12 protein-coding genes are annotated in these 13,165 nt (G+C 71.1%); 3 read left to right on the top strand and 9 right to left on the bottom strand.

Annotation, left to right across the window (positions count from 1 at the left end):
* Positions 1 to 14: 14 nt before the first annotated feature.
* Positions 15 to 1,043 (bottom strand): P1 family peptidase, encoded by a 1,029-nt coding sequence (locus G3I77_RS14795; protein ID WP_248503873.1) that lies wholly within the window; start codon positions 1,041 to 1,043, stop codon positions 15 to 17.
* A 115-nt stretch (positions 1,044 to 1,158) separates the two neighbouring features.
* Positions 1,159 to 2,391, bottom strand: coding sequence for a low temperature requirement protein A (locus G3I77_RS14790; RefSeq protein ID WP_248503870.1), 1,233 nt, complete (start codon positions 2,389 to 2,391; stop codon positions 1,159 to 1,161).
* A 56-nt stretch (positions 2,392 to 2,447) separates the two neighbouring features.
* Here G3I77_RS14790 and G3I77_RS14785 point away from each other — a divergent pair, with 56 nt between their 5' ends.
* Entirely contained in the window at positions 2,448 to 2,627 is a 180-nt protein-coding gene (locus tag G3I77_RS14785; protein WP_030845027.1) for a hypothetical protein, read from the top strand.
* A gap of 64 nt (positions 2,628 to 2,691) precedes the next feature.
* Here the strand turns inward: G3I77_RS14785 and mscL are convergent, their stop codons facing one another.
* From mscL to G3I77_RS14755, 6 genes are all read right to left on the bottom strand, one after another.
* Entirely contained in the window at positions 2,692 to 3,150 is a 459-nt protein-coding gene (mscL, locus tag G3I77_RS14780; RefSeq protein WP_248503868.1) for a large conductance mechanosensitive channel protein MscL, read from the bottom strand.
* 120 nt (positions 3,151 to 3,270) lie between these two features.
* Entirely contained in the window at positions 3,271 to 3,786 is a 516-nt protein-coding gene (locus G3I77_RS14775; RefSeq protein ID WP_308311389.1) for an RcpC/CpaB family pilus assembly protein, read from the bottom strand.
* 223 nt (positions 3,787 to 4,009) lie between these two features.
* Entirely contained in the window at positions 4,010 to 4,870 is an 861-nt protein-coding gene (locus tag G3I77_RS14770) for an S-methyl-5'-thioadenosine phosphorylase (RefSeq protein WP_248503866.1), read from the bottom strand.
* A 77-nt stretch (positions 4,871 to 4,947) separates the two neighbouring features.
* Complete coding sequence (locus G3I77_RS14765; protein ID WP_248503863.1) at positions 4,948 to 5,268, bottom strand: FmdB family zinc ribbon protein; 321 nt, start codon at positions 5,266 to 5,268, stop codon at positions 4,948 to 4,950.
* A gap of 67 nt (positions 5,269 to 5,335) precedes the next feature.
* The gene (locus tag G3I77_RS14760) at positions 5,336 to 6,628 is read right to left on the bottom strand and encodes an MFS transporter (RefSeq protein ID WP_248503862.1); all 1,293 of its coding nucleotides are present in this window, start codon (positions 6,626 to 6,628) and stop codon (positions 5,336 to 5,338) included.
* Positions 6,629 to 6,894: 266 nt separating this feature from the next.
* Positions 6,895 to 8,424, bottom strand: coding sequence for a potassium/proton antiporter (locus tag G3I77_RS14755; protein WP_248503861.1), 1,530 nt, complete (start codon positions 8,422 to 8,424; stop codon positions 6,895 to 6,897).
* A gap of 238 nt (positions 8,425 to 8,662) precedes the next feature.
* Between G3I77_RS14755 and G3I77_RS14750 the strand changes: the two genes are divergently transcribed.
* On the top strand, positions 8,663 to 11,476 hold the full coding sequence (locus G3I77_RS14750) for a penicillin acylase family protein (protein ID WP_248503860.1): 2,814 nt from the start codon (positions 8,663 to 8,665) through the stop codon (positions 11,474 to 11,476).
* A 70-nt stretch (positions 11,477 to 11,546) separates the two neighbouring features.
* Here the strand turns inward: G3I77_RS14750 and G3I77_RS14745 are convergent, their stop codons facing one another.
* The gene (locus G3I77_RS14745) at positions 11,547 to 12,095 is read right to left on the bottom strand and encodes a 5-formyltetrahydrofolate cyclo-ligase (RefSeq protein WP_374385391.1); all 549 of its coding nucleotides are present in this window, start codon (positions 12,093 to 12,095) and stop codon (positions 11,547 to 11,549) included.
* A gap of 168 nt (positions 12,096 to 12,263) precedes the next feature.
* On the opposite strand from G3I77_RS14745, the gene galU reads away from it, so the two are divergent.
* Positions 12,264 to 13,163 carry a UTP--glucose-1-phosphate uridylyltransferase GalU gene (gene galU, locus G3I77_RS14740; RefSeq protein ID WP_248503856.1) on the top strand — a complete coding sequence of 300 codons (900 nt, stop codon included), beginning with the start codon at positions 12,264 to 12,266 and terminating at the stop codon, positions 13,161 to 13,163.
* Positions 13,164 to 13,165 lie beyond the last annotated feature (2 nt).

Here is a 13,165-nt window from a genome sequence, read left to right as displayed (position 1 = left end):
CGCCGCACGCCTGTTCAGCGACCCGCGTACAACTCCCCGTACGACGGCCACGCCCCGCCCGGACCGTCCACCGGCTCCGCGGCCCGTACGGCCCGGACGATCGCCCGCGTCACCATGTCCGCGCCCGCCGCCAGGATCTCGTTGAGGGCGAGCGGGTTCGCGGCGTCCAGGGCGCGGTCGCCCGTCGCCAGCGCGAACACCGTGTCCCCGTCGTTGAGGAGATGCACCGGACGCACCGCGCGGGCGATGCCGTCGTGCGCCGTGCCGGCCAGCTTCTGCGCCTGCGCCTTGGACAGATCCGCGTCCGTGGCGACCACCGCGAGCGTGGTGTTGAGCGGCGGCGGTGTGCTCCGCGCGGCCGTCTCCGTCAGACGCCGCTGCGCGGCCGCGTGGACCTCCGCCTCCGGGTACGCCACCCGTCCCTGGAACAACTCCCCGTACAGCACCCCCGTTTCCGGATCCACCGTCGATCCCGCCGCGTTGGCCACCACCAGCGCGGCCACCGTGATCCCCGAGCCGAGCACCGTGCTCGCGCTGCCGACACCGCCCTTCACCACCCCGACCACCGCTCCCGTGCCCGCGCCCACGCACCCCTGGGGCACCGGCGCGCCGAGCTCCCTCGCCGCAGCCGCCTCGACCGCGGCACGGCCGGTCGCCGCGTCCGGCCGGGCCCGGAAGTCGCCGCCCCGCCCCAGGTCGAAGACGCAGGCGGCGGGCACCACCGGCACCACATGCGCCGGGTCCGCCCCCACCCGGATCCCGCGCCCCTGCTCCTCCAGCCAGGCCATCACCCCCGACGCGGCGTCGAGCCCGTACGCGCTGCCACCGGTCAGCACGACCGCCTCCACCGTCCGCACCACGTTGCGCGGATCCAGCGCGTCCGTCTCCTTGGTGCCGGGCCCGCCGCCCCGCACGTCCACGGCGGCCACGGCCCCGCCCTCCGGGGCGAGCACGACCGTGGTGCCGGTGAGCCAACCGTCGCCGATGCGGGTCGCGTGCCCCACCCGAAGGCCGGAGACATCCGTCAGTGCGTCAACTGTCATGACACACAGTCTCGTCCAGCCCTCGGCCCCGGCGGGCGTACCGAGCCGGTGGGCGCCGCGTCAGCCGGTTGACGTTCGGGGGGGAGAGAGAGGGGGGACCGGGACGCGGACGCCCTCACCCGGCCCGCGTCACCGGACCGCTCTCCCGGACGGCCATGCGCGCCGCCAGAGTCTCTCCGGCCGCCACGGACAGCGCGCACACCACACCCGCCGTGAACACCGCCCAGTGACCCAGGAATGTGCAGCAGATCACCAGCAGTGCCGTCGTCGGCAGCACCAGCTGCTGGGTGATGCCCCGCTTGAAGTGGCGCGAGTGCAGCGCCCACACCGTGAGCAGGTACAGGGCCGTCGGCAACGTCACCGCCGCCGACGCCGCCAGCGTGGAGATGTGCGCCTTGCCGACCCTCTGCTCCACCGCCATCTCCAGCCCGGCCCCGATCGCCGCCGCCGACGCGAACACCAGGTAGTGGCCGTAGCCCCACAGGAACGCCTGCCGGTTGGAACGCAGATGGCCGTGGATGGGCACCACGAAGTAGATCCACCACGCGGCGAAGATGATCAGCAGCCCGCCCGCCGCGATGGGGAGGAGCTCGCCCAGCGCGTCGTTCTCGTCGATGCCGGACTTCACCGCGACCGTGGCCGCCGCGATCGTCTCGCCGAGCACGATGATGGTGAACAGCCCGTACCGCTCCGCGATATGGCGGGGATGCCAGGACGTGCTGTGGCCCCTCTCCGCGAAGGGCGGCACACACATCTCCAGCAGCGCCATGACCAGGAACCACCAGGGCCGGGCCCCCTCGGGCAGGAACAGCAGCCCCAGCCAGCCGACCTGGCACGCCAGCACGCCGCCGGCGTAACGCAGAGCCGTCGTGCGCTCCGGGCCCTCGCCGGCCCGGGCCGCCCGCAGCCACTGCGCCGCCAAGGCCACCCGCATGATCGCGTAGCCCAGCCAGACCACGAGGTAGTCGTGGTCTGCGAACGCCCGCGAGACCCCTGCCGCGAGGACCAGCACACCCGCGATCTGCACCAGCGTGACGACCCGGTAGAGGACGTCGTCGTTGTCGTACGCCGAGGCGAACCAGGTGAAGTTCATCCACGCCCACCACAGGGCGAAGAACACCATCGCGTAGTCGAGGATCCCCTGGCCCGCGTGCCCTTCGGCGACGGAGTGCACCAGCTCGATGCCAGCCTGGGCGACGGCCACGACGAAGCACAGGTCGAAGAAGAGCTCCAGCGGCGAGGCCGTCCGGTGCGCCTCGTCGCGGCCACGGGCCCGAAGCCTGCGCAGCGGTCCCCGGCCGCCGAGCGCGCCGGAGGGGACGGGCGGGGGAGTGGGGCTGGACGTCATGCGTCCCAGCACAGCAGAAGGCGCGGGGAATTTCTCCGCGACCGTACCCTGGTTGCATGAGTACCGTGCCCGGCCCCGAGCCGCGCGAGCCGAAGCCCGCGCTGGTCTTCGACGACCCGCTCGACCAGCAGTCCTCCGACGACACCGACCGGGGCTGGGGCGAGCGCACCGACTCCGGCGGCAGTGCGGCGGACCTCAAGCGCTTCCTGGACGAGAAGCCGCCCCACCACCTCTGAACCGGCCGGGCGGCCGCCCGCAGCGCCTTCCGGGCGGCCCGGGCTGCCGCCGCCCGCAGCGCCGCTACTGCCGGTCGTGCCCCGAGCCGCGCTGGGCGATCAGCGCGTCCCGGATCTCCTTCAGGACCTCCAGCTCGGTCACCTCCATGACCTCCTGCGCGCCCTCCTTCGCCTTCCGGCGCGCCTCCATCCGGGCGAGGTACTTCGCCATGGGCAGGACCATCAGGAAGTAGACGACCGCCGCGGTGATCACGAAGCTCAGGGCGGCGCCGAGGACGGAACCCCACAGGATCTGGATGCCCTGCTCGCCCTGGCAGGTCGAGCTCAGACACGAGCTGTAGTGGTCGAGGTTCTTGGTCCCGATGGCACCGACGACCGGGTTGATGATCCCCTTCACCACGGCGTTGACGATGTTGGTGAAGGCGGCACCGATCACCACCGCCACCGCCAGATCGACGACGTTCCCGCGCATCAGGAAGGCTTTGAAGCCCTCCCAGAGACTCGGTTCCTTCTTCTCGCTCACCCCGGGGCCTTTCCTCACACGAGCAGCTTGTGGAACAAAACGCTCCGCAACCTACGTCAACGTTGGGCCGAACCGAGTACCTGGGTCCCTCTAAGGAAGGACTTGGCGGCACCGCGCCCGTCACCACAGCGTCACCGCCAACCGCCCTGTGGCGCTCGCACCGGCCAGCCGCGCGGCGGAGGCCCGCGGCACCGACAGGACGACCAGCGCCCCGCTGTCGCCCGCGCCCTCCACCGGCTCCGGCACCTTCGTCACCCTGGCCCCGCGCGCGACCACCCGGGCATCACCGCCCGGCACCGTCTGCTCGGCGGCGATGACGTCGACCCGGTCGCCGGGCCGCAGCAGCCGCACCGTGGCCGCGTCGGAGATCCGGACCGGGGCCGTCACCGACCCCGCGGCACGGCGCGTGTGCGCGGGCTGCTCCCCGGACACCGAGGCCGGGTGCGCGGGAGGCAGCGCCCGGGGATGACCACGGGCCCCGTCGGTGCCGCGCGGGCCCGCCGCCACGAGTGCCGTCGCGGTGACCGCGAGCCCGACGGCCACGGCCCGCCGCCGGTGCCGGACGAGCCGGCCGGACCGGTGACCCCCGCGAACCCGCACCGGGTCGAACCGCGGCACCTCACGGGTCGCGGGCACCTGGGCCCCGGGCGGGCACGAGGCGAGGGACCAGGAAGGAGACGAGGGCACAACCGAGGGAGGAACGAGGGACACGGAGACCACCACCTGCGACGAGGGACCGGCTTGCGCTCCTCACGATGAGGCCGCGCGCCGCCGCCCGCTCAGGCCTGTGGACCCGGCACCGGCCTGTGGACAACTCCCTCACCCGAACGGCGAGTTCCGCCCCCCTGAAGCCTGTCGGTTACGGCAGCGCGAACCCCGGATCCATCCCACCCAGCGCAGCGGCACACAGACAGTCCCGCTCGTCGTCCGCCGGCAACCCGGCCACCGCGTCGAACAGCACCCCCCGCAGCCGGTCCACGTTCGCCGAGAACACCCGCAGCACCTCGTCGTGCGAGACGCCCTCGCCCGTCTCGGCGCCCGCGTCGAGGTCGGTGACCAGGGCCAGGGACGTGTAGCAGAGCTCCAGCTCGCGGGCGAGCGCCGTCTCGGGGTGGCCGGTCATGCCCACCACCGACCAGCCCTGCGCCTGGTGCCACAACGATTCCGCACGGGTCGAGAAGCGCGGCCCCTCGACGACGACCAGGGTGCCGCCGTTCACGGGCTCCCAGTCCCGGCCGTGCGCCGCCTTCAGTGCGACGGCCCGCCCGGTCGGGCAGTAGGGGTCGGCCAGCGACACATGCACCACGTTCGGCACGGAGCCGTCGGGCAGCGGCAGCCCGTCGAAGTAGCTGCCGGCGCGGGACTTCGTGCGGTCGACCAGCTGGTCCGGCACCAGCAGCGTGCCCGGCCCGTACTCGGGGCGCAGGCCGCCCACGGCGCACGGGGCGAGGACCTGGCGTACGCCGACCGAGCGCAGCGCCCACAGGTTGGCCCGGTAGTTGATCCGGTGCGGCGGCAGGTGGTGGCCCCGTCCGTGCCGGGGCAGGAAGGCGACCCGCCGGCCGGCGACGACACCGAGGAAGAGGGAGTCGCTGGGCGGCCCGTACGGGGTCTCGACCTGGATCTCGGTCACGTCGTCGAGGAAGGAGTAGAACCCCGAGCCGCCGATGACGCCGATCCCGGCGCCTTCCTGGTCCGCCACGTTCACCTTGTTCGCCATGTCCGCACCCTAACCGCACGCCGAAACGCCGAGGACCCCGTCGCCCGAAGGCGACAGGGTCCCGTAAGAATCAGGCCTTACGCGGCGGTGGTGCTGCTGCTGGAGGAGCTGGTGCTCGACGACGAGCTCGAAGCGGAGCTCGACGAGCCGGAGTCGGAGGACGACGAGCCCGAGGACGCGGAGCTCGACGACTTCGGAGCCGGGGAGCTGCTCGACGAGGAGCCGCGGCTGTCGTTCCGGTAGAAGCCGGAGCCCTTGAAGACAATGCCGACCGCCGAGAACACCTTCTTCAGGCGGCCCTGGCAGTTGGGGCACTCGGTCAGGGCGTCGTCGGTGAACTTCTGCACCGCCTCGAGGCCCTCGCCGCACGCGGTGCACTGGTACTGGTAGGTCGGCACTGTCTTCCTCCTGGCACTCTCACTCGATGAGTGCTAACGACGATCCATAGTGACGTATTCCGGCCGCTCAGTCCACTGCCACCGGCACGCGGTGACCCACGCCACGCGCGACGGTCCGGCCGTTGCCCCGCGACACGAGCCGGGAACGCAGGGCCAGGAGGGTCGCCAGGGCCAGTACCGTGCCGCCCATCGGCACCAGGAAACCGGCGCCTCCCCAGAAGCGGTCCTCCAGCTGGCCGGCGACCGTGACGGCGGCGGCCTGGCCGAGCGCCACCGCTCCGGTCAGCCAGGTGAAGGCCTCGGTGCGGGCACCGGCCGGGACCAGGCTCTCGACGAGGGTGTAGCCGGTGATCAGGGCGGGCGCGATGCACATGCCGACCAGCAGGCCGAGGCCGGCGAGGATCAGCACCGAATGGGCGGCCCACAGGCCCGACGCGGTGAGGGCGAGGGCCGTGTAGCCGATGACCAGGCGCCGCTGCGGGGCCGCCTTCCAGGCGATCGCGCCGCAGACCACGCCGGAGAGCATGTTGCCCGCCGCGAAGACGCCGTAGAGGACGCCGTTCAGGCCCGGTTCGCCGATCGACTCGGTGAACGCGGCCAGCGAGACCTGCATGCCGCCGAAGACGGTCCCGATGCCGAGGAAGGTCACGATCAGCACGCGCACCCCGGGGACGCGCAGCGCCGAACCGTGCTCCACGCGCGCGTGCCCGTCGGCGGCGACCGAGGGCTGGGTGCTCTTCTGCGCGGCGAACAGCAGACCGCCGAGCAGGGTCAGCGAGGCCTCCGTGACGAGTCCGGCGGCCGGGTCGACCGCCGTGCACAGGGCGGTGGCCAGCAGCGGTCCGACCACGAAGGTCAGTTCGTCCGTGACGGACTCGAAGGCCGCGGCAGTGGTCATCAGCGGCGAGTCCTTGAGCTTCACGCCCCAGCGGGCCCGCACCATCGGGCCGACCTGCGGCACCGAGGCGCCGGTGGGGACGGCCGCCACGAACACCGCCCACAGGGGCGCGTCCAGCAGCGCGAGCGCGGTGAGCGTCAGCCCGGATAGCGCGTGCAGCAGTACGCCGGGGATCAGTACGGTGCGCTGCCCGTAGCGGTCGGCGAGGCGGCCGCTCCAGGGCGCGAACAGGGCCATGGAGACACCGGTGACGGCCGCGGCGGCGCCCGCCGCTCCGTAGGAGCCGGTGGTGTGCTGCACCAGCAGCACGATGGAGATGGTCAGCATCGCGAACGGCTGGCGTGCCGCGAAGCCGGGGAGCAGGAACGTCCAGGCGCCGCGGGTGCGCAGCAGCCGGCCGTATCCCGGGCGGGCGGAAGCCGTCGAGTTCTCCGACGCCTTCGAGGTGACCGTGGACGCCACGGCCCGTGCCTTTCTGCCGCCTGGTAGCGCGGCCCCGTAGTGGGCGGCGCCGAGAGCTGTCCTCTTGCGCGGAACTGCGGTAGATGCCGGGGCCCGGTGAGGAGGGGTGTCCCGACCGCCATACGGTCGCGCCAGCTCTGCGTCAGGCAGAGTTGGTTCGATCTGGGTAACGCCTTCATCGTACAGGGATCAAGGGGTGTGTGCCTGTGAAAGTGAGCACCATGGGCCTGCCTGCCCTGTCATTCCCAAACGGTGCAAAACGCCCCTCAGCGGCTCGCACCGTCCGTCCCCAGCCAGCCCGCCAGCTTGCCGCCGTACCCCACGGCCCGCAGCCGGCTCTCGGTCGCGTCCCGGACGGGGTCCGTGGCGACCACGAGGAGCTCGTCCCCCCGCTGCAATATCGTCGTCGGCAGGGGAACGAAGGACTCACCCCCACGCACGATGAGCGTCACGGCCGCGCCGTGCGGCAGCCGCAGCTCGGCCACCTCCACGCCGTGCATCTTCGATCCGCCGGGGATCGCCACGGAGAGCAGGTGCCCGCGCAGCCGCTCCAGCGGGGCCGACTCGATGCCGAGGTCGGCGGCCTCCGAACCGTCGCCGAGGTGCAGCTTGCGGGCCAGCCAGGGCAGCGTCGGGCCCTGGACCAGGGTGTAGACGACGACCAGGATGAAGACGATGTTGAAGATCCGGCGGCTGGCCTCGATGCCCTCCACCATGGGGATGGTCGCCAGGATGATGGGCACGGCCCCGCGCAGCCCGGCCCAGGACATCAGTGTCTGCTCCTGCCACGGCACCCGGAACGGCGACAGGCAGAGCACCACGCTCAGCGGACGCGCCACCATGGTCAGCACCAGCCCGATGACCAGCGCGGGCACGATGTCGTCGCCCAGTTCGTGCGGCGTGACCAGCAGGCCGAGCAGGACGAACATGCCGATCTGGGCCATCCAGCCGAGCCCGTCGGCGAACCCGCGCGTGGCCGGCCAGTGCGGCAGCCGCGCGTTGCCCATCACCATCGAGGCGAGGTACACCGCGAGGAAGCCGCTGCCGTGTGCCAGCGCGCCCGCCGCGTACGCCACCACGGCGATCGCCATGACGGCGATCGGGTAGAGGCCGGAGGCGGGCAGCGCCACGTGCCTGAGGCCCAGGGAGCCCAGCCAGCCCACCGCGAGCCCGATGGCCGCACCGATGGCCAGCTCCAGCAGGATCACGCCGAGCAGCACGTACCAGTGCTCGACCGGTCCGGCCGTGGACAGGGACACCACGAGAATGACCACCGGGGCGTCGTTGAAGCCCGACTCCGCCTCCAGCGTGCCCGTCACGCGCGCGGGCAGGGGGAGTTTGCGCAGCACGGAGAACACGGCCGCCGCGTCGGTCGAGGAGACGACCGCCCCGATGATGAGCGCCTGCCGCCACTCCAGCCCGATCAGGTAGTGCGCTGCCGAGGCCGTGACCCCGACGCTCACCGCCACACCCGCCAGCGCCAGCACGGAGGCGGCCGGCAGGGCCGGTTTGATCTCCTTCCACTTCGTGCCCAGACCGCCCTCGGCCAGGATCACGACCAGGGCCGCGTACCCGATGACCTGGGTCAGTTCGGCGTTGTCGAAGTGGATGTCCCCGATGCCGTCCTGGCCCATCGCGACGCCGATGCCCAGGTACACGAGCAGGCTGGGGAGCCCGCTGCGCGAGGAGATCCGTACCGCTGCGACGGCGACGAGCAGGACGAGCGAGCAGACGAGCAGGAGCTGGTTGAGGTGGTGGACAGTCAGCGGCCGAATCCTTCCCTGGCCCGCACGCACACGCGCGTGGGCTCACGTACATCGCACATGAAGCTGTGGCGCACCGCGCCAACTACTTCGTTACCTTACCTAACTCTTGACGATTTCTTGACGCTTGCGGGGGCGAGATCGAACGTCCGTCCGTGCCGGTTCCCGACTCCGCGTCAAGGGGCGCAAGGCCCTGCGCCTATCGTTGCTCCAGCGCTCAGTTAAAAGCACAGCCGAACCTGCCGCTCGCGTTAGGACAGCAAGGACAGCGATGCCCCCCAACACCACCGCCTCCACGGGTCAGCAGCCCGGCAAGTCCGGCAGGAGAAAGGGGCGCAAAGCCCGCCTTATCGTGCTCGTCCTGGTGCTGGCCCTCATCGGGGGCGTGGCCTACGGGTCGTACTGGTCCATCAGTACCGTCCGGGCCTCCTTCCCGCAGACCAAGGGCACCCTCACACTGAAGGGCCTGTCGGGTCCCGTCGAGGTCAAACGCGACAACTACGGCATCCCGCAGATCTATGCCTCCTCCGACGCGGACCTGTTCATGGCGCAGGGCTACGTCCAGGCGCAGGACCGGTTCTACGAGATGGACGTCCGCCGCCACATGGCCTCCGGGCGGCTGTCGGAGATGTTCGGCAAGAGCCAGGTCGACAACGACGAGTTCCTGCGCACCCTCGGCTGGGACCGGGTCGCCAAGAAGGAGTACGACACCAAGCTGTCGGCCGCCACGAAGAAGTACCTCCAGGCCTACGCCAAGGGAGTCAACTCCTACCTCCAGGGCAAGGACGGCGAGGACATCTCCCTGGAGTACGCGGCGCTGGGCTTCACCAACGACTACAAGCCGCAAGCGTGGACCCCGGTCGACTCGATCTCCTGGCTGAAGGCGATGGCCTGGGACCTGCGCGGCAACATGCAGGACGAGATCGACCGCGCCCTGCTGACCAGCCGCCTCGGCCCGAAGCAGATCGCCGACCTGTACCCGCGGTACCCGTACGGCCGGAACAAGGCGATCGTCCAGGAGGGCCAGTACAGCGAGCTGGCGAGGGCATTCGAGCAGGGCGGCACGAGCGGCGCGTCCGGCACGAACGGAACCGGCGGCACCGCGGGCACCGGGGCCGGCGGTTCCGGCACCGCCTCCGGCACGTCCGGCACGAGCGGCACCGCCTCCGGCGCTTCGGGCACCGCGGGCCTGGGCAGCCAGCTCGGCGGCCTGACCCGGGTCCTGAACGACCTCCCGCCGGCCGTCGGCGTGAACGGCGACGGCATCGGCTCCAACTCCTGGGTCGTCGGCGGGGAGCACACCATCAACGGCAAGCCGCTGCTGGCCAACGACCCGCACCTGGCGCCCTCCCTGCCGTCCGTCTGGTACCAGATGGGCCTGCACTGCCGCAGCGTCTCCAGTACCTGCCAGTACGACGTCAGCGGCTACACCTTCGCCGGCATGCCGGGTGTGATAATCGGCCACAACCAGGACATCGCCTGGGGCATGACCAACTCCGGCGTGGACGTCACGGACCTCTACCTGGAGAAGATCACCGGCAACGGCTACCTGTACGACGGCAAGGTCAAGCCCTTCGAGACGCGCGAGGAGACCATCAAGGTCGCCGGCGGCTCACCCAGGAAGATCGTCGTCCGCGAGACCAACAACGGGCCCCTGCTGTCCGACCGCGACGAGGAGCTCGTGAAGGTCGGCAAGAAGGCCGCCGTCGACACCGCCGCACCGGACAGGGGCGACGGCTACGGCGTCGCGCTGCGCTGGACCGCCCTGCAGCCCGGCACCACCATGGACGCCGTCTTCGCCATGGACAAGGCGAAGAACTGGACCGACTTCCGCAAGGCCGCCGCGCAGTTCGAGGTGCCCTCGCAGAACCTGATCTACGCCGACCGCGAGAACAACATCGGCTACACGCTGCCGGGGAAGATTCCCACGCGCGCGAAGAGCGACAACGGCTCCATCCCGGCACCCGGCTGGGACTCCGAGTACCGCTGGACCGGCTACATCCCGCAGGACGCGCTGCCCTACGAGTACAACCCGGACCGCGGCTACATCGTCACCGCCAACCAGGCCGTGATCGACCCGGACAAGTACCCGTACACGCTCACCGCGGACTGGGGCTACGGCGCGCGCAGCCAGCGGATCACCGACCTGATCCAGTCGAAGATCAAGGACGGCGGCAAGATCTCCACGGACGACATGCGCCAGATGCAGCTGGACAACAGCAGCGAGGTCGCCCGGCTGCTGGTGCCCACGCTGCTGAAGATCGACCCCGAGAACAAGGACGTCCGCCAGGCGCAGAAGCTCCTGGAGGGCTGGGACTACACCCAGGACGCCGACTCGGCGGCCGCCGCGTACTTCAACGCCGTCTGGCGCAACATCCTCAAGCTCGCCTTCGGCAACAAGCTGCCCAAGGAGCTGCGGCCCAAGGGCCAGTGCCTGTGGGTCGAGCCGGTCAACACCACCGGCCCCGCCGACGAGGCCGAGGAGGTCCGCGAGTGTGGCCAGCGCGACCCCGACCAGGCGCAGCCGGACGGCGGTGACCGCTGGTTCGAGGTGGTCCGGGGGCTCATCGACCAGCCGGACAGCGACTGGTGGAAGACCTCCGAGGTGGGTACCCGCCCCGGCGCCGACAACCGCGACGACCTGTTCAAGCGGGCCATGATCGACGCCCGCTGGGAGCTGACCGCCAAGCTCGGCAAGGACATCGACTCCTGGAGCTGGGGCCGGCTGCACCGCCTGTTCCTGAAGAACCAGACCCTCGGTACCGCGGGCCCCGAATTCATCCGGTACGCCCTCAACCGCGGCCCCTGGGAGCTCGGCGGCGGCGAGGCCACGGTCAACGCGACCGGCTGGAACGCGGCCGGCGGCTACGGGGTGGTGTGGGTGCCGTCCATGCGGATGGTGGTGAACCTCGGCGACCTCGACAAGTCGAAGTGGATCAACCTCACCGGCGCCTCCGGGCACGCCTACAGCGCCCACTACGTCGACCAGACCGACAAGTGGGCCGACGGTGAACTGCTGCCGTGGCCCTTCTCGGACCAGGCGGTCGAGAAGAGCACGACCGACAAGCTGGTGCTCAAACCGTGAGCCACTGACGCTCGGCAGTACGTCGGTAGTACAAGCGGCCCTCCACGCGTGCGTGGAGGGCCGCTTCGCGTCAGGGCTCCTGGCCGAAGCGCCGGACCCCCGACGGTGTCACCACCGCGTGCACCGGCCGGTCGTGCGGCTCCTCCGGGACGTGTTCGACGACCTCGGAGTCGTACAGCAGCACCACCAGGGCGGGATGAGCACCCGCCCGCTCCAGCCGGGCCAGCACCCGGTCGTACGAGCCGCCGCCCCGCCCGAGCCGCATTCCGCGCGCGTCCACCGCGAGCCCCGGCAGCAGCACGGCGCCGGCGGTGGTCACGGCGTCCGGCCCGAGGCGCTCGCCCGTGGGTTCGAAGAGCGTCATCCTGCCGCCGTGCCGGACAGGCGCCAGTGAGCCCTCGCCCTCGTACGCGCCCCAGTCCAGGTCGTTGTCGGGCAGCAGCACCGGCAGCAGCACGCGCACGCCCCGGGCGCGCAGAGCGTCCAGGAGCGCGAGCGTCCCCGGTTCACTCCCCACCGAGACATACGCCGCCACCGTGCCGGCCCCCGCCAACTCGGACAGCTCCAGGGCCCGCCCGGCCAGCGCCGCCGACGTTTCCCGCAGGTCATCCGCCGTCAACCTGCTCCTCACCGCGAGGAGTCCGCGCCGCAAACTCCGCTTGTCAGGCTCGCCCGGACGTGCGATAGGACTCAATGGTTGCTCCCGAACTATGGCAATACGCTCATACGAGCGCCTATGAACCGGAGCCGCAGATTCCATGCAAAGGCACCGGATAGGGTGGCGCACATGACTCAGCACCCTCGGATCAGCAAGGCTGTCATTCCCGCAGCAGGCCTCGGCACCCGGTTCCTGCCGGCCACCAAAGCCACTCCCAAGGAGATGCTGCCGGTCGTGGACAAGCCCGCGATCCAGTACGTGGTCGAGGAGGCCGTCGCCGCGGGTCTCGACGACGTCCTCATGGTGACGGGCCGCAACAAGCGCCCCCTCGAGGACCACTTCGACCGCAACTACGAGCTGGAGTCGGCCCTGCAGAAGAAGGGCGACGCCGACCGTCTCGCCAAGGTGCAGGAGTCCAGCGACCTCGCGACCATGCACTACGTCCGCCAGGGCGACCCCAAGGGCCTCGGCCACGCCGTCCTGTGCGCCGCCCCGCACGTGGGCGACGAGCCCTTCGCCGTCCTCCTCGGCGACGACCTCATCGACCCCCGCGACCCGCTGCTGCAGCGCATGGTCGAGGTCCAGGAGCAGCGCGGCGGCAGCGTCATCGCGCTCATGGAGGTCGCCCCGGAGCAGATCCACCTCTACGGCTGCGCGGCCGTGGAGACCACCGAGGACAGCGACGTCGTCCAGATCAGCGGCCTCGTCGAGAAGCCCGACCCGGCCGACGCCCCGTCCAACTACGCCATCATCGGCCGTTACGTCCTCGACCCGCACGTCTTCGAGATACTGCGCCGGACCGAGCCCGGCCGCGGCGGCGAGATCCAGCTCACCGACGCCCTCCAGCAGCTCGCCGAGGACGAGAAGATCGGCGGACCGGTGCACGGCGTCGTCTTCAAGGGCCGCCGCTATGACACCGGCGACCGCGGTGACTACCTGCGTGCCATTGTCCGACTCGCATGCGAACGTGAAGACCTGGGCCCGGACTTCCGGACCTGGCTTCGCAGTTACGTAGCCGAGGAGATGTAGCA

Origin of the sequence: Streptomyces sp. D2-8, assembly GCF_023184515.1 — a bacterium.
In the GTDB taxonomy this organism is placed as follows: domain Bacteria; phylum Actinomycetota; class Actinomycetes; order Streptomycetales; family Streptomycetaceae; genus Streptomyces.
Note: the sequence above shows the minus strand (reverse complement) of the source record. Positions and strands in the feature narration are given on the sequence as shown.

Coding starts and splice junctions, on each gene's coding strand:
- G3I77_RS14750 (WP_248503860.1), top strand. CDS start 8,663: ATGCCCCCCAACACCACCGCCTCCACGGGTCAGCAGCCCGGCAAGTCC.
- galU (WP_248503856.1), top strand. CDS start 12,264: ATGACTCAGCACCCTCGGATCAGCAAGGCTGTCATTCCCGCAGCAGGC.
- G3I77_RS14770 (WP_248503866.1), bottom strand. CDS start 4,870: ATGGCGAACAAGGTGAACGTGGCGGACCAGGAAGGCGCCGGGATCGGC.
- G3I77_RS14795 (WP_248503873.1), bottom strand. CDS start 1,043: ATGACAGTTGACGCACTGACGGATGTCTCCGGCCTTCGGGTGGGGCAC.
- G3I77_RS14785 (WP_030845027.1), top strand. CDS start 2,448: ATGAGTACCGTGCCCGGCCCCGAGCCGCGCGAGCCGAAGCCCGCGCTG.
- G3I77_RS14790 (WP_248503870.1), bottom strand. CDS start 2,391: ATGACGTCCAGCCCCACTCCCCCGCCCGTCCCCTCCGGCGCGCTCGGC.